The 18,336-nt window shown below is 66.3% G+C and carries 18 protein-coding genes and 3 tRNA genes; 10 read left to right on the top strand and 11 right to left on the bottom strand.

What is annotated here, in order from left to right; all coding sequences use genetic code 11:
• Positions 1 to 324: 324 nt before the first annotated feature.
• Positions 325 to 714, top strand: a complete 390-nt coding sequence (locus AB0I34_RS09665; RefSeq protein WP_360442258.1) for a hypothetical protein — start codon at positions 325 to 327, stop codon at positions 712 to 714.
• A gap of 18 nt (positions 715 to 732) precedes the next feature.
• On the opposite strand, the gene AB0I34_RS09660 is transcribed toward AB0I34_RS09665, so the two are convergent.
• The gene (locus tag AB0I34_RS09660; RefSeq protein ID WP_360442255.1) at positions 733 to 1,716 is read right to left on the bottom strand and encodes a glycosyltransferase family 4 protein; all 984 of its coding nucleotides are present in this window, start codon (positions 1,714 to 1,716) and stop codon (positions 733 to 735) included.
• Positions 1,717 to 2,280: 564 nt separating this feature from the next.
• Positions 2,281 to 3,327 carry a hypothetical protein gene (locus AB0I34_RS09655; protein WP_360442252.1) on the bottom strand — a complete coding sequence of 349 codons (1,047 nt, stop codon included), beginning with the start codon at positions 3,325 to 3,327 and terminating at the stop codon, positions 2,281 to 2,283.
• Positions 3,328 to 3,805: 478 nt separating this feature from the next.
• Here AB0I34_RS09655 and AB0I34_RS09650 point away from each other — a divergent pair, with 478 nt between their 5' ends.
• Positions 3,806 to 4,039, top strand: coding sequence for a hypothetical protein (locus tag AB0I34_RS09650; RefSeq protein ID WP_360442249.1), 234 nt, complete (start codon positions 3,806 to 3,808; stop codon positions 4,037 to 4,039).
• A gap of 1,012 nt (positions 4,040 to 5,051) precedes the next feature.
• Positions 5,052 to 5,744, top strand: a complete 693-nt coding sequence (locus AB0I34_RS09645; protein WP_360442246.1) for a hypothetical protein — start codon at positions 5,052 to 5,054, stop codon at positions 5,742 to 5,744.
• Positions 5,745 to 6,113: 369 nt separating this feature from the next.
• Here the strand turns inward: AB0I34_RS09645 and AB0I34_RS09640 are convergent, their stop codons facing one another.
• Positions 6,114 to 6,623, bottom strand: a complete 510-nt coding sequence (locus tag AB0I34_RS09640) for a hypothetical protein (protein ID WP_360442243.1) — start codon at positions 6,621 to 6,623, stop codon at positions 6,114 to 6,116.
• Positions 6,624 to 7,048: 425 nt separating this feature from the next.
• On the opposite strand from AB0I34_RS09640, the gene AB0I34_RS09635 reads away from it, so the two are divergent.
• The gene (locus AB0I34_RS09635; protein WP_360442241.1) at positions 7,049 to 7,597 is read left to right on the top strand and encodes a hypothetical protein; all 549 of its coding nucleotides are present in this window, start codon (positions 7,049 to 7,051) and stop codon (positions 7,595 to 7,597) included.
• 96 nt (positions 7,598 to 7,693) lie between these two features.
• Here AB0I34_RS09635 and AB0I34_RS09630 read toward each other — a convergent pair.
• The 4 genes from AB0I34_RS09630 to AB0I34_RS09615 all read right to left on the bottom strand — a co-directional run bounded on the left by AB0I34_RS09630 (position 7,694) and on the right by AB0I34_RS09615 (position 9,373).
• Positions 7,694 to 7,769 (bottom strand) — tRNA-Phe (locus AB0I34_RS09630).
• 44 nt (positions 7,770 to 7,813) lie between these two features.
• Positions 7,814 to 7,890, bottom strand: a tRNA-Asp gene (locus tag AB0I34_RS09625).
• 60 nt (positions 7,891 to 7,950) lie between these two features.
• Positions 7,951 to 8,023: transfer RNA gene (locus AB0I34_RS09620), tRNA-Glu, on the bottom strand.
• Positions 8,024 to 8,191: 168 nt separating this feature from the next.
• Positions 8,192 to 9,373: a hypothetical protein gene (locus AB0I34_RS09615; protein ID WP_360442238.1), complete on the bottom strand. Its 1,182-nt coding sequence runs from the start codon at positions 9,371 to 9,373 to the stop codon at positions 8,192 to 8,194.
• A 125-nt stretch (positions 9,374 to 9,498) separates the two neighbouring features.
• Here AB0I34_RS09615 and AB0I34_RS09610 point away from each other — a divergent pair, with 125 nt between their 5' ends.
• Positions 9,499 to 10,431 carry a LuxR C-terminal-related transcriptional regulator gene (locus AB0I34_RS09610; RefSeq protein ID WP_360442235.1) on the top strand — a complete coding sequence of 311 codons (933 nt, stop codon included), beginning with the start codon at positions 9,499 to 9,501 and terminating at the stop codon, positions 10,429 to 10,431.
• 17 nt (positions 10,432 to 10,448) lie between these two features.
• The gene (locus tag AB0I34_RS09605; RefSeq protein WP_360442232.1) at positions 10,449 to 10,799 is read left to right on the top strand and encodes a metallopeptidase family protein; all 351 of its coding nucleotides are present in this window, start codon (positions 10,449 to 10,451) and stop codon (positions 10,797 to 10,799) included.
• 60 nt (positions 10,800 to 10,859) lie between these two features.
• Here the strand turns inward: AB0I34_RS09605 and AB0I34_RS09600 are convergent, their stop codons facing one another.
• A complete protein-coding gene (locus AB0I34_RS09600; protein ID WP_131361578.1) occupies positions 10,860 to 11,591 on the bottom strand; it encodes a polyprenol monophosphomannose synthase in 732 nt (243 codons plus the stop codon).
• Positions 11,592 to 11,699: 108 nt separating this feature from the next.
• Positions 11,700 to 12,050: an STAS domain-containing protein gene (locus AB0I34_RS09595; protein ID WP_360442229.1), complete on the bottom strand. Its 351-nt coding sequence runs from the start codon at positions 12,048 to 12,050 to the stop codon at positions 11,700 to 11,702.
• Between the two features lie 309 nt (positions 12,051 to 12,359).
• Between AB0I34_RS09595 and AB0I34_RS09590 the strand changes: the two genes are divergently transcribed.
• The 3 genes from AB0I34_RS09590 to AB0I34_RS09580 all read left to right on the top strand — a co-directional run bounded on the left by AB0I34_RS09590 (position 12,360) and on the right by AB0I34_RS09580 (position 14,743).
• Complete coding sequence (locus AB0I34_RS09590; RefSeq protein WP_360442226.1) at positions 12,360 to 13,103, top strand: SDR family oxidoreductase; 744 nt, start codon at positions 12,360 to 12,362, stop codon at positions 13,101 to 13,103.
• 20 nt (positions 13,104 to 13,123) lie between these two features.
• Entirely contained in the window at positions 13,124 to 13,852 is a 729-nt protein-coding gene (locus tag AB0I34_RS09585) for a DNA alkylation repair protein (protein WP_360442223.1), read from the top strand.
• 84 nt (positions 13,853 to 13,936) lie between these two features.
• On the top strand, positions 13,937 to 14,743 hold the full coding sequence (locus AB0I34_RS09580; protein WP_360442220.1) for a M23 family metallopeptidase: 807 nt from the start codon (positions 13,937 to 13,939) through the stop codon (positions 14,741 to 14,743).
• A 41-nt stretch (positions 14,744 to 14,784) separates the two neighbouring features.
• Here the strand turns inward: AB0I34_RS09580 and AB0I34_RS09575 are convergent, their stop codons facing one another.
• Positions 14,785 to 16,254, bottom strand: coding sequence for a DHA2 family efflux MFS transporter permease subunit (locus AB0I34_RS09575; RefSeq protein WP_360442217.1), 1,470 nt, complete (start codon positions 16,252 to 16,254; stop codon positions 14,785 to 14,787).
• A 31-nt stretch (positions 16,255 to 16,285) separates the two neighbouring features.
• Entirely contained in the window at positions 16,286 to 16,975 is a 690-nt protein-coding gene (locus tag AB0I34_RS09570) for a hypothetical protein (RefSeq protein ID WP_360442214.1), read from the bottom strand.
• Between the two features lie 309 nt (positions 16,976 to 17,284).
• On the opposite strand from AB0I34_RS09570, the gene AB0I34_RS09565 reads away from it, so the two are divergent.
• Positions 17,285 to 18,115, top strand: coding sequence for a DUF4397 domain-containing protein (locus tag AB0I34_RS09565; RefSeq protein WP_360442211.1), 831 nt, complete (start codon positions 17,285 to 17,287; stop codon positions 18,113 to 18,115).
• Positions 18,116 to 18,336: the final 221 nt, after the last annotated feature.

Genomic DNA, 18,336 nt, shown 5'->3' with positions numbered 1-18,336 from the left:
CACGCACCAAGATCCGCCCCGCGGCGCGAAGTACCCCAGTCCGAGCATGCGTCCGTATCGAGCCACCAGCAAGGGATGACTGCCTTTGCCGCCTACACAGGTACGACGAACGACGAGACAAGGCCAGTGCGCGGTGGGGATGTACGCGCACTACGTCGACACTGCGACTGCTCCACTGGCCTGACGGTTGGCCGCCGAAACCGTCTGCCGGGTCGCCAAGACACCGCCGCAGCAGTTGGGTCGCCCGCTCACGACGTGGAGCCCGTCCAAGCTGGTCGAGTACCTGGCCGAGCACAAGCACGTCCGGATCAGTACCGAGTCGGTGTGCCAGATCCGGCCGGGAAGCTGTACGTCGTGCGCGACAACTACGGGCCGCACAAGAAGACTGAGGTCCTCGACTGGCGCCATGCCAACGGGATCGAGTTGGTGGTCACACCGAGCAACGCGTCGTGGTTGAACTGGATCGAATGCGAGTTCACCGCCCTGCGCTACTTCACCCTCGACGGCAGCGACTACCCCAGCCACACCGCCCAGGAAACCGCGATCGCCGGCTACGTCCGCCTTCCAATCGAGGCGCTTCCACCGGGTCCTCCTCGAGTGGCCACGCAGCATTTGGTGGTCGGCCGACGGGACTCCGCACCAGCTGCTCCCTTCGGCGGGAACCAACAGCGAATGTGCGCTACACGCCAACTCGTCACGAGAAACGGACGGTAATGAACAATTTGGCCCAATTCAGGCGAGAGACTCGATCGCGTGAATCGTCTGGGTCAGCTCGGAGAGATGTTTGTGGTGAATGTATTCCGATCTGGCAAGCGCCCTCCTGCCCGCCTCGCGCTCGTACTCAGGATCAATTGTCAACCGACTGATCTGACTCCGCCACGCTTCAAGGTCTTTCAAGTGCAGGTATATCGCCGATGGTCCCATCGCCTCCCGGACGCCCGCCAGCATGTTAGATACGACCGGAATCCCTGAAGCGGCCGCTTCAAGTGCCACCATTCCGTACGACTCTGATTTCGAAGGCATCAGCAGCACCCCGGTGCGCGACCACACGTCCGACCGCATGTCAGGCGTATGGTTCTGAATGGTGACATTTTCCGGGAAGTTGTCCGTCTCCTGGATGCCGTATCCACCGACCACGCCCAGGAAGGGGATATCCGGGAGTTGTTCGGCCATCGAACGGAAGAGGCCGACCCCCTTGTCCTCGCGGAGATTCACCAGTGTTACGTGGCTTCCTTTGTGGGTGCGCTGAATATCTGGACTGACGGGTGGGTGGAAAACCTCGGATCGACCGCAGTGGGTCATGAAGAAATCGCGCAGCAGTCGCGTGTTGAAGATCGTGAGGTCGGGCCGGCAGGCGATCAGGTTCCGGTATGCTCTGGGGTCATCTCCGTGAACAACCTCGATGTACTTGGCTTGGTGGGATCTGGCCAGTTCGGACGCTGTCGTGCTGGCGCCGAGTTGGCTGATGACCACATCGATCGATCGCGAACCGTCAAATATCGCTCGGAGTTGCGCGATGGTGCAAACCTTGATCTGGATCCCGTCAAGGCAGACCTCTTCGAGCGGCAGGACGGAGTCCCTTCGGACCTCAGGAATCACCAGAACCTGAACGGAATGGCCGGCATCCGCCAGTCCGCGGAGCAAGGCATGTGTCATTACTTCGGCGCCCGCCCGTCGCCAGGGAAGGTACAACGGAAATATTGCGACAATATTCACGACAAGTGCCTTTCTGGGTACGTCGTCGGAGGCCGCTGCAGTTGCGGCCGATGATGTATCTGCACGGGGAGCCTGGTGGCCGCAACCGGTTTCAGGAAGGCGAGGCGCCGGACCGGGTCCTCGGTCAGGTGCTCCGGAGTTTCGCGGCGAGAGCTGAAGTGGATCGATCCGGGATCAGTGGAATTGCGACCGTGCGACCGTGCCACAGATGGCGCTCTCGACAGCATCCGCGAGTGAGTTGGAAGCCGCTCCAGTCATCGCGAGCGTCTGCACCTGCAGCGCCGAAGCCACGCGCGCTGCCGCATCAAGTTCGGGCTCTCGCCACTCGTGGTCAGCAGGATCAACACGTCTCCCTGACGTGCATGCGCTCGCACCTGTCGTTCGAATGTCTGCTCGTAACCCGAAGTCGTTCCCGATCGCCGTCACGGCCGAGCTGTCCGCGTGCAGCGGAATGGCCGAGAACGGAGGTCGGTCACCATCGAACCTGCCCACCAGTTCCGCGTGTCACCGAAGCCGCGACGGTGCCTTGGACCCCGGCGTCAGGGGCGGGGCGAGCCGAGAGGGTCAACACCGGCCTCGCAGCAACTCGCTCGAGACGACATGCTCGACGAAGCGCGCTGCGGCATCCATCAACTCGGGCGCTCGCTGGAGATCGATGGTATTTCGCAAGGCGCCGGGGGTGACAGTCGCCAGAGCGGCTCTCGGGGTATTCGCCGCGGCGGAAAACTCCACGGTGACCGCCGCCCAGGCGAGGAAAACCTGGAACATGATCGGGCGGGTGATGATCGGGTCAACGGGCCAGGTAGTGCGCCAGATGCGCTCGAATTCGGCCACCAGATCCCGCCCTTCCCAACCACGTGCCGTGAGCCAATCGAGGGCGGACGTTTCCGTGGTCGCTTCATCCGGGCGCGCCTGAGTCGTTACCCTCGCCTCAGCCTGCCAGCCTACATATGGCAGCAGGTCAACGGTGGCGTCGGCGCCTGACGCGTCGGGTGACCAATGCTCGAAATCGTCAGCGAACAGAGCCGAGCGGATCGGTCCTCTCTCGACCTTGCCGGGCCACAGGCTCGGCTGATGGGTCACATCGTGCTGCACAAGATTCGGCACGCAGATACCGACGGCCAGACCGCGAGATCGGCAGAACTCCCACAGCAGCTTCGAGTCTCGTGTTTCACCGCGTTCGATGGCTTCGGCGCAGCAGCGGGCGAACTCCTGTGCGGCGTCCGCTCGCATCAACAGCGCCTGCGGTGGGATGGACCGCTGGAAGATCGGCGCGATGCCACGGCCCTGCATCGCCGCGATCCGGACCGCCTGCCCGTTGACCGATCCCCAATCGGCGAACATGCTGACAGCGTCGCAGCCACCGGTCGACACGGCGCGCAGCCGCGACTCGAAGTCAGCGCAGATGGTCGTGTCATCTTGCAGGACGAGGTGGTATCCCTCATCACCTGCGCTGTCCCAGGCAATTGCCGCTGCCCTCAGCGCCGACGGCGCACCATCCGGCTCCGGGTCCACGACCACGGTCGGGCTCAGAGTCGGCAGTTTCGCGGCCAGTTCCTCAGCTCGTTCCAGCCGTCGAGGATGGGCCATGATGCTTGCGCTGATCTTCAACGTCGCTCCTTTCGTCATACGAGCGCGGATCCCGCAGCCCTGAGACAAGGGCTAGCATATTGATGTCGGTCATCGATATCCAAAGGCTGTGAGCGCACATAGGTTCTGATGAGTTCGTGTCAACGCCAATGATGATTCCGCCTCGAATCTCTGCCGCTGGGCCGTCAAGTGTTCTCGAGTTCGAGTGCCTTCGCAACCAGATTGCGCGTGTTGCCGTAATCCACGACACCGACCGTTGGCATCTCGGGGACTTTCTCCGCGCCCTTCCGTGGGTTGCCGTCGCAGCGTCGATCGCCGCGACAGGTCTATATTCGGATGCCTCGTACGGAGCACTCGCAAAGGCGACGGGCCTCTTCTCCGCCATCTTTTCCGTGCAGGCGCTCTCGGCCTCTGTAGCGCGGCAGTACGACCTTGTTGTTGTGCCTTCGGCCTTCCCTCCTGCTGGTCTGGATCCGCGCTTCTCGCGAGCCCTCTATTCGTGGAACGGCAGATCTTCGAGTCGCTGCGGTTCGACATTCGGCCGTTGATGCAGGGATGGGTCTGGGGCGCCCAAGAATCTCCATCAGCGGACGAGCCTGCCGCGCGGGTGCGGGCCATGATGGAACGACGGGTCCGTGACAATTACACGGACTTCCCGGCTCCACCATTGGTTTCCGACGCCGCCGACCATTCCTTGCTGGCTGCGGTGTCGCGGCGCATCTCGCGTTTCTGATCGATTCTGGCGGGTGCTTCAACTGCCCTTGATTCTGCCGGCTACTTCGCCGAGATCCAGGCGGGAGCCGGTTGGGGCAGTGGCCCAGGAAGAGATGGTGATCTGGTCGCCGTCTGCCAGGAACAAAGACCTCGTTGAGCCGATCCAGACAGAGCCCTGTCATGGCGGCCAGTTCGTCAAACTACAGGGCCGGTACTGGCCGGCCGACGCGCTCGAGATGGGCCGTCAAGCGTTCTCCGTCGGCGACCTCCGGCTGGCTGCATCAAGGACTCAGCCCGACCTGCGGCGCGATCGCGTCGTCCTGACGGTGTGGCAGTCGGCGTTCCGCCGTGACCTCGGTCTTTGCCTGGCCCGTCTTGCCGTCGCATACGCTGTCAACGTCGGCGACCGGGGTAGGATCGCCGGCGGACGAGCTCGTGACCAAGTCCGGCGTATCGCGGCCACGCTTTATCGGATCGCCCGCGAGCACAACGTCAAGAACACCAGGTCGGCCCGCGCGGATGAGACCGGCTGTCTTCTTGGATCGCGATGGCACGGTGACGGAGCCTCGTCACTATCCCAGCCGTCGAGAGGCACTAGCGAGCGCCGCACGCAACCCCGGGGACTGCTGCAGTCACTGCTGCAGTTCATCCGGATCCCCAACTACGGCGTCCTATACCCGCAGGTGAGAAAGGTGGTCAGGGCGGTCTCGAACCGCCGACCTTCCGCATCTCAGATCGACAGAGCTGTCCAAGTCTGTCGGCGGCACTATCGCCGTGCGTGTCTTGACGTTCGTGTGAGGCTGCCAGTGAAGCCGTGTGTTGCTGAACTGGTCGCTGGAGTCAGCTGGTCGACGTCTCGTACTCGCCGGAGTCCGGCTAGGCCAACCCGGCTGCGATCAGGAGTGCTCCGGGTATGGTGTCCCTTCTCCTGCCGCTAGGCCTGGAGTTGAAAGCGAGCGCCCGTGACGAATCGATCCGCTCCATCGACGCTTGATGGTGCACTGAGCCGTCTTGTCGAGACCTTTCGCGGAATGACCGCTCGGGCGGACGAGACGAACTGCGAATGCCACTGGGGCTCGGCAGAGGAACTCGCGAGCCTCAAGGTTCCGGACATTGAGCTCGAGCCGGATCTGTTGCGCCGCACCTGGCAGGCACCGGACTGGTACGACCATGCGTCGGTGATGCGAAGAGTGCTGCCCCAGTTGGCGAGCGCTCTCGTCACCGGTGGCGTCAGCGACTACGACCTGGTGGAGGTCGGTGACTCGCTCGCTCGGGCCCACTGGCAGCAGTGGCCGGCCGAGCAGGCCGAGGTTGTCTGGGGCTTCCTGCACGCGTGGTGGGCTCATTGCCTCACCGCCTCCGCTCGGCCGGCACCGTCTCACGAAGCGTTTGCTCTGTGCGCTGAGGCAACAGGCACGGTCGGCCCTTGGCTTGCCGCGTGGGAGGCGATCCGTTATCCGCTGGCCGACCAGCGTCTCGCGGAAGCCCTCACGCAGTGGGATTTCCACTTGCTGCAGGACATGCTCCCCTGGTGCACGGTGGACCACGAGCAACAGAAGTCCCGCGACCTCACCACGTGGCTGCTCCGCCATGCCCCCAGCCGACTCGGCAACCACGGTGATCCCGATCATCTTCGAAACGTCCTGCGGCTCATGGCGATCACTATTCCTGCCCGCTTCGACGACCCCCGCTGGCCGTTCCCTGTCTACGAAAGCAACGATTAGCCGACTCTCGGCGCCAGTTGGATCTGGCGACCTCGAACGGTGGCACCACCGGACAGATGACGCTGCGGCAAACCGCAGGTCAGAAGGTGGTCAGGGTCGGCCTCGAACCGCCGACCTTTCGCTTGTCAGTTCGACTGAGCCTCACGTTCGGATTGGCTCACTTGTTGCTATGCGAGGCATGGTGGCGAACGGCGACGACAGATGGTGCTGGTTGTTGCTGTGCCGATCGCTGTACCTTCGGCACGTGCCGGGTCGCTTCGGGCGACAATGTGGATCTCAGCAGCTGACCGTTCGGGTGCCGGCCGACGTCCTGCAAGCATGTGCAGTCCTCAAGTGACTAGTGCACAAGGTGCTGCTGTGGCTTGATGCTCAGCCGCCGGGCGCGGCCAGCCAGCGCCTCCAACTTGCGACAGTAACCGGCATGCCTTGATCGTCGAGTACTGCGCTGACGTATCCGGCTCGCAGCCGCACGAGCGGGTCGGTTGACGCGGCCGCGTCCGCGAGCAGGTTCCGGAGTTCGGGACTGTCGAGGCGTCGCGCCAAAGCCGCGTACCAGCGGTCCTCACACCAGTGCTCGCGATTGACCGCGGCCATCACAAGGTCGGTCAAGGCTTCCTCCCAGCCCAACGGGCCGGCCTTGATGAAGCCGCGCAGAATCCTCTCTTTCTGCTCCCATGGCGACCAAGGCGCTGCGGTTCGCCACTCGTCCTGAAAGCCGACTTCCCACCGGAGGAACAGGACTGCATACGGCACTGACTCTGCCGCTGCGTCGTCGAGCTCCTGATAGCGCGCTCGGCCGAACTTCCCGGCAACGCTGTAGAGCGTTTGAGCGATGGCGTTGCTCTGCATGGCCTCCGCCTGGTCGTATTCAGCGGTCAACCTCGGTGAGTGCGAGAAGTCGGAGCTGCGGCCGTTTTGGTACCAGAGGGTGTTTGACCACCGGAGCCCGGCGGACCACGTAGCTATGAGCTCGCCCTGCCGGTCCAACGCCGCCCGCCGACGCGCAGGATCCGGATCAGTCAGGTCGAACAACCATCTGTGACTATCTGACGGCACCGGCTGCATGCCCGCAGCCTGCCAGAACCTCGCGCGGCCAACGGAACTGGTCGCCACCTACCTGCGTTGCTGTGCTGGCGCCACCGGCCTCTGCGGGAGAAACCGCAGATGAGGGGTGGTCAGGAGCGGTCTCGACCGGCCGACTCCGCTGGGAGGGTGAATGACGCCATTTGTTGCCGTACGGCCTGCCCGCTAACGCATCGGTACGTCCGGTTGGAGCCGCAGGGACGCTGCTCCACACTGGATGGATGTCGGAGCAGGTTCTCGCCGCGGAGATGGACGAGTGGCCCAGCAGTCAATTGAGGCTGTGGATCACAACGCTGACCGAGGCATCCGCACCCGCCGAGACCAACTGGTGGTTGCGAGTGCGAATCATGCCTCAGAGCCGTGCCTATAACCGCAGGTTGGCAGCCGATGTTCGCCGGGAGTGGGCGATGGTGTTCTTGCTGCTGGTCGAGGGCAGCGAGAGGTTCGCCGGCCTTGACCGATGGGAGGCAGCCACGGACGCCGCGAGCATGCGAGCGCTGCTGATCAATGAGCTTGGGCCGCTGCCTGGCGACGAGACGTGGGATCCGGCGGCACTGGTCCGTAGCGTTCTCGCAACAACGACTCTGCATCCCCAAGCTGCCAGTGAGTTGGCTCGTCGATGGAGAGCGCTACCTCGCGAGGAGATGCTGCTGCTCCGGCGCCACAAGAACCTGCTCGCACCGCTGACAATGGTGATTGACCGGGTACCCGCCGGATCAGACCGAGACGTCGCCCGAGCATGGCTGGCGGTACGAGCGAGCCTGCCCTGACGTCGATGTGCTCGGACGGCGTGATCACGGTCACCTTGCCGCATGTGGCCGGCACGCGGGGGAAAGAAAATCCCTCCCCGGTGGAGGAGAGGGTGGTGGTGGTCAGGGGCGGTCTCGAACCGCCGACCTTCCGCTTTTCAGGCGGACGCTCTACCAGCTGAGCTACCTGACCGGGGAGAAAGTAAGCGGCGGTGTGTGAACACCGCCGCCTTCTCCTGGCGACCCAGACGGGACTCGAACCCGCGACCTCCGCCGTGACAGGGCGGCACGCTAACCAACTGCGCCACTGGGCCAGATTGACTCGATGATCCTACAGCATCTCCGAGGTGGTTCTGACACCGGCCTTTCGGCCGTATCCCCAACGGGATTCGAACCCGCGTTACCGCCTTGAAAGGGCAGCGTCCTAGGCCACTAGACGATGGGGACTCGGACCCGCGGGAGCCGAAGCTCCAGGGACAGCCGTAAGCATAGAGGAGTTGTGGCCGCGCTCCAAAACGAGTTCCGGGGCGGGCGCCGTACGCCGGGGAGGAGGTGGGCGTACGGCGCCCTGGCCGGGGGAGAGCCGGCCTACTCAGCTGATCGCGCGGCCCGGGGTCAGGGGGTCGCGTCAGGGGCGATCAGCGTCGGGTACTGCGCTGCGAACAGGTCGTAGAAGCTGCGGGACGGCAGGATGTGACCCTGTGGACTGGCTGAGTCGGCGACGCCGTACGCCCAGAGGGCCGAGCGCATCCGCTGGTTCGGTGTGCCGTGGTGGCCGGCGGCGGTGAAGCCGCAGTCGCCCAGCTGGTAGAACATCTGGCCGAACGACTCGACCCGCTTCCAGTTCATCGAGGCGCCGCGAGCATGGGTGAGGAAGTACGCACTGAACGCGTCCGCCATCAGCTCGGCCCAGCGCGACGCCTCGGGCGCCGGCAGGTCGTCCCGCATCAGGCCGTCGGCGTACTGGACGTGGTGACCGAACTCGTGCGCCAGGATCGCCTGCGGCGCCACATCGCCGAGTCCGACCCGGGCGAAGCCCTCCATCACGCCGTCCCCGAACGCGATCCGCTTCGGAGCGGTGCCGTACCCGGGGATGTTCTCACCGCCTGAAGCCGCGTACGCATTGAACGTGAAGATCGGCAGATCGCCGTACCCCAGGGTCGCACTGTTGAGCTCATGGGCGACCAGGTCGGCAGACACCCGGGACTGCTCCGCGTTGAAGCCGTAGATGGCGGTGAAGACCCGGTAGTTCACCTCTGGGTCGAGCATGGAGCGGCCGTGGGCAGGCACAAGCTCGATATTGCTGGACGGGATGTCCCAGAAGCGGCCCAGGTCCTTGATCGTGCGGTTGACCTGGTTGGTGAACTCGCCATGGGCGCCGTAGGTGAACGGACCGGTCTGCGGCAGGTACGCCGCGTCGATGAGCGACATCTGGAACAGCAGGACGTGGAGTACGGCGAGGATCTGCTCGAACGTCCAGGTCGACGTGTCGGGCATGACCGCGCTCACCACGGCCGGGGTTTCGGTGGAGCACTCGTACTGGGTCGGGTCGATGGCCGCGATCAGCGCGTCCCGGACCGGGTCGTCCGGCAGACCGAGCTGCGCGCGTACGGCGTCCGCCCGCGCCCGCATTGCCGGCAGATTGTCGACGATCTGCTGGATCTCGGGGGACAGTTGCTGCGGTACGGCGCTCTGGACCGCAACGCCGGCCGGTGCCGCCGAGGCGGCGGGGGTGGCCGCTAGCCCGAGCGAGAGGCCGACAGCTGCGACTGCCGACCAGACCATGCTCTTTCTCATCAGGGATCTCCTAGTGGACGGGGACGAGCGGCATCAGTATTGGCAGCGTGTAGCGGCCACTACGAGACCTCGTGCTGTCAGAAACCGGCATGGCGAGAACCTGTCGCCTGCTGATACACAGAGACATGGAGCCGCTCCAGGCACTGGGTCTCTCGGCCGCGGCCGAGGTGCTGCTGCTCGACCTGCTGCTGAACCCGGAGGCGATCCAGCAGGCTCACCCGGACGAGTGCCTGGACGAGCTGATCGGGCTCGGCCTGGTCGAACGGACCGACGACGGCCTGGTGGTCCGTCCGCCGCGGCTGGCTATGGACGCGCTCGCGGAGCGGCACACCAAGCAGGCCGCCCTGGCCCACGAGAGCGCCGATTTCCTCACCGAGCTGTGGAAGTCGGCTGCCGGCCGCCAGGACTACTTGGAGATCCTGCCGACGTACGCCGCCGCGCAGGCCGTACTGAACTCGGTCCAGTCGGACGCGCACAGCCAGGTCCGGGCCATGACGATGGGCAACCTGGCGGCCCGCGAGATCCGGATCGTCGAGGGCATGTTCGACGCGCTCGAGCGAGGCGTCAGGTACGAGGTCATCTACGGAGCCCACGTCCTCCAGGACGCCAACGCGTTGCACATGGTGCGGTCGTGCATCGAGGCCGGGGAGCACGCTCGGGTGTTCCCCCGCGTACCGCTGAACATCACTGTCGTCGACGACCGGTGGGCACTCGTCGGTGCCCGGTCGGAGGTCGAGCGTGGGCCGGAGTTCGTCGCGATGGTGGTCCACGACTCGCCGTTGCTCGCCGGGCTCGCACGGGTCTTCGATGCGCTGTGGCGGATCTCCGTACCGATCACCAGCGCGACCGACCTCAACGACGTGACCGCCGGACCGGACCTGGAGTCGAAGCGACTGCTGACCTATCTCAGCGCAGGCCTGACCGACGAGTCGATCGCTCGGGAGTTCGGCGTCAGTGAGCGCACTGTCGCGCGCCGGATCGGCCGGCTGCAGGAGGCGCTCGGCGCGCAGACCAGGTTCCAGCTCGGCGTCCAGGCGTCCCGTCAGGGCTGGCTCTGACTCACTACGCTGGCAGCGTGATCGAGATGAGCCGGGCGGACTTCGAGGTGCTGGTGTCCGAGGCGCTGGACGAGGTGCCGCCGGAGCTGGCGGCGTTGATCGACAACGTCGCGATCTTCGTCGAGGACGAGCCGCCAGCCGGGGACCCGGCGCTGCTCGGGATCTACGAGGGCATCCCGCTGACCGAGCGCGGGCACTACTACGGCGGCGTACTGCCGGACCGGATCACGATCTACCGCAACCCGACGCTGGCGATCTGCGACAGCGTGGACGACGTCGTCGACGAGGTGAACATCACCGTGGTGCACGAGATCGCGCACCACTTCGGCATCGACGACGCCCGCCTGCACGAGCTCGGCTACGGATGAGCCCAAGCGGATGAGCTCAGGCGGATGAGCTCAAGCGGATGAGCTCAAGCGGAAGAACCGTCAGGAAGACCGCTTGAACAGCAGCTTCCACGGCATCAGCGCGGACTCCAGTTGCACCTTGAGACTCATCTTCGAAGCACCCGCGGTCCGCTCCTCGAACCGGATCGGTACCTCGGCGATGTGCAGCCCGCGCCGGACCGTGCGGTAGTTCATCTCGACCTGGAACGAGTACCCGTTGCTCTGGATGGTGGTGACGTCGATCCAGCGGAGCGTGTCCGCCTTCCAGGCCTTGAAGCCGGCGGTCGCGTCCTTCACGCCGAGCCGCAGGATCGCGTTCACGTAGAAGTTCGCCCAGGCTGACAGCGCCCGGCGGTGCCAACCCCACTCCGCAGCGGCCGAACCGCCCTCGACGTACCGCGATCCGATCACCACGCCGGCGTCCGTCGTCCGCAGCGTCTCGACCATGATCGGGACCACCGAGGCCGGGTGGGACAGGTCGGCGTCCATCTGGATGACGATGTCGGCGCCGTCGTCCAGGGCGCGGCTGATGCCGGCGATGTAGGCGCGGCCGAGCCCGTTCTTCTCGGTCCGGTGCAGCACCGAGACCTGCTCCGGAGACGCCTTCGCCAGTTCGTCGGCGACGTCGCCGGTACCGTCCGGGGAGTTGTCGTCGACGACCAGCATCTGCAGGCCGGGCAGGTTCAGGTCGGACAGCAGCCCGGCCAGCACGGGCAGGTTCTCCCGCTCGTTGTAGGTCGGCACCACGACCACGATCTTCGCTAGCTCACCCATGACATTCCTTCTTCGGAGACACCGGACGCTACCGTATCGGGCGGTCGAGCCGGTGACACGTCACCTGCCGAAGAACGAGTGTCGGCCAGGCCTGGCAACCGTGGCGGATCAGAGCTCCGCCAGGGCCTCCTCGACCGTGGAGTAGATGCGGAACTGACCGCCGAGGCCGGTGACTGCGAGCGGGCGGTCGACCGGACGGCCGACGCCGACGAGGGCCAGCGTGATGTTGTGCTGACCGGCCAGGTTGCGCGCCTCGACCAGGTTGCCGAGGCCGGCGGAGCTGCAGAACGTGACAGCGGACACGTCGATCAGAACCAGTCGGGCCGGCGGTGACACCGCGGCCCGGATCGACTCGGAGGCGAAGTCGGTGGTCGCGATGTCGATCTCACCCGACATCCGGACCAGCAGTACGCCGGCTTCCAGCTCCACGGTCACAGCGTCGAAAGTCGTTCTGATCATCTCGCCGTCCCGCGGCTCTGGGTGGCTTGTCACGCCGGTCTCTCCCCCGGGTAGCCACGAACGCCGGTAGGTCCTGGCGGGATGGAACTGCCCTGCTCTCACCGTATGCCCCAACGGCTTAACGTCACAACGGGTCTGACGCGGATGACCTCGGAGCGTGACCTTGACCGGATGTAAGCGCTGCCAGCCCTTAGGTGTGCCTGCCCGAAGCGTCAAGCCGTGCGGCGATGCGAGCAGTCCGCGCGACGAAGCCGACAGGCCCCGAGCCGGTGGTAGACAGGGAGGAAACAGACGACTGAAGGAGTGGACATGGGCGTACTCGACGGCAAGGCGGCTCTGGTCACCGGCGGCTCGCGCGGGATCGGAGCGGCGATCGTCCGGCGGCTGGCCGCCGACGGTGCCGTGGTGACGTTCACCTATACAAGCAGCGAGGCCGCGGCCGCGGATGTGGTCGCGGAGGTGAAGGCGGCCGGCGGTGAGGCGATTGCGGTCCAGGCCGATCAGGCCGACCTGGGTGCTGTCGACGAGCTGTTCGAGCGGGCGGCCGAGCCGACCGGCACCCTCGACATCTTCGTCTGCAACGCGGCGCAGGCGAAGGTGCAACGGATCGCGGACGTGACCGAGGCCGACTACGACGAGACTTTCGCGACCAATCTCAAAGGCCCGTTCTTCGCGATCCAGCGGGCCGGCCAGGTGCTGCCCGACGGCGGCCGGATCATCGCCCTGTCCACGCTGAACACCGCGGTCCCCGGTCCGGGCATCTCCCTGTACGCCGGCAGCAAGGCGGCGCTGGAGCTGTTCGTCAGGGTCGCCGCCCGTGAGTACGGCGCTCGCCGGATCACCGTCAACGCGGTGTCGCCGGGTGCGACCGACACCGACATGTTCCACCGGGAGAACCCGCCGGAGGCCAAGGACCGTCTCGTCGGGATCACCGCGCTCGGCCGGATCGGCGAGCCGGCCGAGGTCGCCGACGTGGTCGCCTTCCTGGCCGGCCCCGACAGCCGCTGGATGACCGGCCAGAACCTCCGTGCCACCGGCGGCCTCCTCATTTGAGCACCAAGGACCTACTCGATTTGAGTACCAAGGACCTACTCGCTGACATCGACGCTGCGGCTGACCCCGCGGTGGCGGAGGTGCTGTCGCGGTACTTCCAAATGCAGCCCGGTGGGTACGGCCACGGCGACCAGATGGTCGGGGTGAAGCTGTCCACGATCCGCGGACTGCTCAAGCCCTACCTTCGCGCCGGCCTCCCGCTGCCCGAGCTCGAGCAGGCGCTGACCAGCCCGGTCCACGAGCACCGGCTGGCGATCCTTTGCCTGCTGGCCGATCGGGCCGCCCGTGCGCTCAAGCCGCGTACGGCGGACTCCGCGGAAGTCACCGCGATCCACGACCTGTACCTGCGCAGTACGGCGTACATCAACAACTGGGATCTGGTCGACTGCAGTGCGGCGGACATCGTCGGCGGGTACCTGTCCGACAAGCCGCGGGACGAGCTGCAGGCCCTGGTCCGATCGCCGTCGTTGTGGGAGCGACGGATTGCGCTGGTCGCGACCCAATGGTTCATCAGACGCGGGGACAGTGCGGACATCTACGCGCTCGCGCCGCAGGTGCTCGACGATCCGCAGGACCTGATCCACAAGGCCTCCGGCTGGATGCTCCGCGAGGCCGGCAAACGGGTCTCGGAGGACGAGTTGCTCGCGTTCCTGGACGAGCATGCGGCGGCGATGCCGCGGACCATGCTCAGCTACGCGACCGAGCACTTCGCCCCCGACGTCCGCCGGCACTACCGAGCCTTGCGCTGACGTTTCAGTGCAGGTCGAAAGGCCTGCCGGAGGTGGCGACGTGGTCTTACCCTGAGCCCAACCGCTCGCGAAGGGGCCGCCCCGATGAACCTCAAGCGCATCCTCACGTCGTTGGTCCTGACAACACTCGTCGCCGCCGGGCTGATCGCCGTACCGACGGCCGCGATGGCGGCGCCCGGCTTCCAGATGCCGATCCCGTGCGGACTGCGGTGGACCACCGCGAGCCACAGCGGTCACGCCAGCCAGTGGATGATCGACATGGTCGACCCGGGCGGCCACACCCGAGGTACGCCGGTGCTCGCGTCGGCCGGCGGCACGGTCAGCACGTCACTGCTGTCCTCCACCGGCGGGAACATGGTCGTCGTCGACCACGGCGGTGGCTGGCAGACCCGCTACCTGCACATGGATCGGCGTGATGTTGCCGTCGGCAACACGGTGGGCCAGGGTACGCAGCTCGGCATCGTCGGCAGCACCGGCGACAGCACCGGACCGCACCTGCACTTCGAGCAGAAGCTGAACGGTGTCGTGCAGCAGGCGTCGTTCAACGGTCATGCGGTCCCGCTCACCTGGTCGTACAACCAGCACTACGAGACCAGCGCCAACTGCGGCGCGGGCGACGGGAAGTTCTGGGTGGACACCTTTGCGAATGCCCCCGGCTACAGCACCCCTGGTGGCACGCAGACCGGCACCCTGAACAAGGGCACCAACTATGTGTTCTGCCGGGTCTGGGGCCCGGAGGTCCGCGTGGGTACCGCGTTCAATCACTGGTGGCTGAAGACGGACCTGGATGTCGGCCCGGCGAACCAGTGGGTGTCGGCGTACTACCTGTCCCGCTGGGGCAACGACGAGGCCAAGGACAACTCCGGCCGCGACATCCCCGCCTGCGCCTGACAACTGCTTGCCGCCAGCAACAGACAGGCCGGCAACAGCTGTCAGCCCTCGCGGGTCTGGGCGTACGGCGGGGCTTCGACCGCGCAGTGCCGGTGGTGGTGCAGATGGACCGGATGGGCGGTCCGGTCGCCGATCGTGAACCAGGCCACTACGCTGCCAGAGGCGGTCAGTAGCGCTGAGATCCACACCGCCCGGTCGAACCCCTCCTGGAAGGCGGCCGGGTCGCGGTAGACGTCGCCGGTGATCCCGGCCGCCATCGGGATCGCGGCGACCGCCATCAGTTGCGCCGACCGGGCGACCGCGTTGTTCACGCCGGACGCGATCCCGGCGTGATGGTCCTCGACCGACGACAGTACGGTCGCGGTCAGCGGTGCGACCGTCGCGACCAGGCCGAACCCGAGGACGATGACGGCCGGCAGCACGTCTTCGACGTACGACGAACCCGGCTCGATCCGCAGCATCAGCAGCAGGCCCACCGCCATCAATGCCGGCCCGATGGTCATCGGGAGCCTGGCGCCGATCCGCTCCGAGAGTGCGCCGGACTGTCCGGACAGGGCGAGCATCAGGAGGGTCATCGGCAACAGCGCGGCTCCGGCCCAGATGGCGTCGTACCCGAGGGCGGTCTGGAGATAGACGACGAGCAGGAACGTCACCGTGCCGAACCCGCCATACACCACCACCGTGACCAGGTTGGCGCCGGTGAACTGTCTGTTCTTGAAGATGCCGGTTGGCAGCATCGGGTGCGAACTGCGGCGTTCGACCTCGACGAATGCGACGAAGGCGAGCACTCCGATCACCAGCGAGGTCAGGACGAACGGGTCGCCGAAGCCGTCCTCGCCGGCCTGGATCAGGCCGAAGGTCAGGCCGGCGAGACCGATCGTCGCCACCGCCGCACCGGCCAGGTCGAGCTTCCCGGCCGCCGTCTCGTCGCGTGTCTCGGGGACGTGCCGCAGCGTGACCAGGACGGTGACGAGTGCGATCGGCACGTTGATCACGAAGATCAGCCGCCAGGACACGCTGTCGACCAGGCCGCCGCCGACGAACGGGCCGACTGCCGCGGCCACCGATGTCAGGCCGGACCAGGTGCCGACGGCCCTGCTGCGGTCGGAGTGCTGGAAGGTGGTCTGCAGGATCGCCAGGCTGCCCGGGGTGAGCAGCGCGCCGCCGACGCCCTGCAGGACGCGGCCGGCGATCAACACCTCGAGGTTCGGCGCGACCGCACAGATCACCGAGGCGAGCGCGAACCAGATCACCCCGGTGATGAACATCCGTCGTCGGCCGAGCCGGTCGCCGAGCGAACCGCTGAGCAGGATCAGCGACGCGAGCAGCAGCATGTAGCCGTTGACGATCCACTGCAGCCCGCTCATCTCGGCGTTCAGGTCCTCGGCCATCGCCGGCAGTGCGACGTTCACCACCGTTCCGTCCAGGAACGCCATGCCGGATCCGAGGGCCGTCGCCGCTAGCACCCACCGAGCCCGGGCGGTGCCGAACGCGATCCGCTCATCCGTCATGAGCTCAGCGTAGGCCAGGCGTGATCCGGGGTCAGTTGGGCAGATCCAGTTGCAGTACGACGAGCGCCTTGTTGGCCGGGATGTCGGGCAGGATGCCGAGTGCGGGCGGATCGCCGACGGCACATCGGGTCTCGGTCAGCAGCGGGCAAACGGCGTTCAGCAGACCCTGGGTAACGGTGAGATTGGTCGGCAGGGTGCCGTCGGCTCCCGCGGTGAGAGGCCGGATCGCCGCGCCGGCCCGGCGGGACACGGACGGTGTGCGCTGGACGAACGAGCCGGACAGCCGGTAGCTCAGCTGGAGCTTGGTCGCGGCAACGGTCAGCGGAAGGTCCATGGGTGCGGCGAGACTGGTCTGCTCGATCGGCACCTGCTCGCCGTCGGCGATGACCTGCAGGTTCGTCGCCCGCGGCTCCGTTCTGGCCATCATCCCGGGCAAGTGCTCACCGGAGTCCGGCAGTTGCAGCTGGACGATATCTGTGGCCTCAGGCAACATTACGTCCTCGGTGATGTCGAACGACCCGTCGTTACGCGGTACGGCGGTCAGCCGGATGCCTGGCTTGGTCACTCCAGGACCGGGACTGACCGGCACGCCTTCGGCCGGGCTGACGCTGACGGAGGCGGTCAGACCGGGACTGGGGGCGACCGGTGTGCCGCCGGTGTCTGAACATGCAGCGGTCGCGCCGAGCCCGAGCGTCAGCGCGACCGCAACCAGTCCCCGCATTCCTGGGTACCGCCGACGGAGGTCCTCCACCCCCGATGCCTCGCTCGGGAGGAACTCCTGGCCCACCGCCGGTGCTCTGTTCGGAGAACTCCGTCCTGACATCAGTCATCGCCCCCCAGATCGGATCCGGGACGCTTCCTCTGGCGCCGGATCGGACTTGCGCTTACGATACGCCGAAATTAGTGGGGTGCGGCAATTAGTGCCGTATTTTTCAGGCGCACTTCGAGGGGGTTCGGAATGCAGGAACAGAGCGTGTCCGGAAAATTCCGGGCAGTATCCCAAGAGGCATTTTCGAGAATTCGGGGTCCGGTGATTCGAAGGGTGATTCCGTTGCTGCTGGCGGTGACGGTCGCGGCCGCGCCGGCAGTACTGACAGCACCCGCCGATGCCGCCGCGGGGGGCAACCTGTACGTCGTCCAGGGGCTGCCGGGCAAGTCGCTGGACATCAGCATCGACGGGAAGCAGGTCGCCGGCGGGGTGGCGGGCGCGAAGCTGGTGGGGCCGTTCGGTGTTGCCGCAGGCAAGCGGATGGTCACCGCCAAGCAAGGCGGAACGCTGGTCATCCAGCGTGAGGTGACGGTCGGCTCGGGTGCCAGCCTGGACGTGGTCATCCACCAGCCGGTGTCGCCGACGGGTGCGCCGCTGATCACGACGTACGCGAACAATCTGGACGCGGTGCCGGCGGACAAGGGTGGGTTGCGGGTCGCGCACGATGCGGCCGTCGGCCCGGCCGACATCCGGGTGAACGGCAAGGTGGCGTTCGCCAACGTGGCCAACGGGGAATCGCTCGAAGCGGTCGTTCCGGCGGCGACGTACAAGGTCGACATCGTGCCGGCCGGGGCGAGTTCACCTGTTGTTCTCGGTCCGATGGATCTGCCGATCAAGGCCGGATATCTGACCCGTGTATTCGCGGTCGGTGCGCCGACGCAGAAGACGATGACAGTGGCGGCCGGGACGATCAAACTCCCGAGCACGGGATCCGGCAAGCCGGGTCTGGTGAACACCGGGACCGGCGGACAGGCAGCAGGGCCTGACCAGGCGCAGAGCCCTGCCGCTGACGAGTCCGGTCTCTGGGTCGTGGCACTGCTGGTCGGTCTGCTGGCCGCTGTGGTGACGGTCCGGAAGGTGGTCCGCCGCTGAAGAGGCTCCTGCCCGGACTGCTGCTGTTGATGTTCTGCGTGGGCCTGGAGGGGTGCTCCGCGCAGGCCGACGGTGCATCGCCGGGCCCCGGATCGGACGGCGGCGTGTCAACGCCGTCGTCCGATCACGAGAAAGGGACGTCCTGCAGTCGCTGACCGAGCAACACGGCCTGACGCCGGCCCTTGTCTGACAACCCACTCTGATCCGGCACCGCCTCGGCG

It is taken from the genome of Kribbella sp. NPDC050281 (assembly GCF_040655855.1).
Lineage (GTDB): Bacteria > Actinomycetota > Actinomycetes > Propionibacteriales > Kribbellaceae > Kribbella.
The sequence above is the reverse complement of the archived record's forward strand: the minus strand, read 5'-3'. Positions and strand labels throughout refer to the sequence as shown.

What these genes read in the sequence shown, in the direction of transcription:
- AB0I34_RS09580 (WP_360442220.1), top strand. Translation starts at nt 13,937, where the DNA reads ATGAACCTCAAGCGCATCCTCACGTCGTTGGTCCTGACAACACTCGTC.
- AB0I34_RS09635 (WP_360442241.1), top strand. Translation starts at nt 7,049, where the DNA reads ATGTCGGAGCAGGTTCTCGCCGCGGAGATGGACGAGTGGCCCAGCAGT.
- AB0I34_RS09600 (WP_131361578.1), bottom strand. Translation starts at nt 11,591, where the DNA reads ATGGGTGAGCTAGCGAAGATCGTGGTCGTGGTGCCGACCTACAACGAG.
- AB0I34_RS09615 (WP_360442238.1), bottom strand. Translation starts at nt 9,373, where the DNA reads ATGAGAAAGAGCATGGTCTGGTCGGCAGTCGCAGCTGTCGGCCTCTCG.
- AB0I34_RS09645 (WP_360442246.1), top strand. Translation starts at nt 5,052, where the DNA reads ATGACCGCTCGGGCGGACGAGACGAACTGCGAATGCCACTGGGGCTCG.
- AB0I34_RS09595 (WP_360442229.1), bottom strand. Translation starts at nt 12,050, where the DNA reads ATGATCAGAACGACTTTCGACGCTGTGACCGTGGAGCTGGAAGCCGGC.
- AB0I34_RS09590 (WP_360442226.1), top strand. Translation starts at nt 12,360, where the DNA reads ATGGGCGTACTCGACGGCAAGGCGGCTCTGGTCACCGGCGGCTCGCGC.
- AB0I34_RS09610 (WP_360442235.1), top strand. Translation starts at nt 9,499, where the DNA reads ATGGAGCCGCTCCAGGCACTGGGTCTCTCGGCCGCGGCCGAGGTGCTG.
- AB0I34_RS09575 (WP_360442217.1), bottom strand. Translation starts at nt 16,254, where the DNA reads ATGACGGATGAGCGGATCGCGTTCGGCACCGCCCGGGCTCGGTGGGTG.
- AB0I34_RS09570 (WP_360442214.1), bottom strand. Translation starts at nt 16,975, where the DNA reads ATGCGGGGACTGGTTGCGGTCGCGCTGACGCTCGGGCTCGGCGCGACC.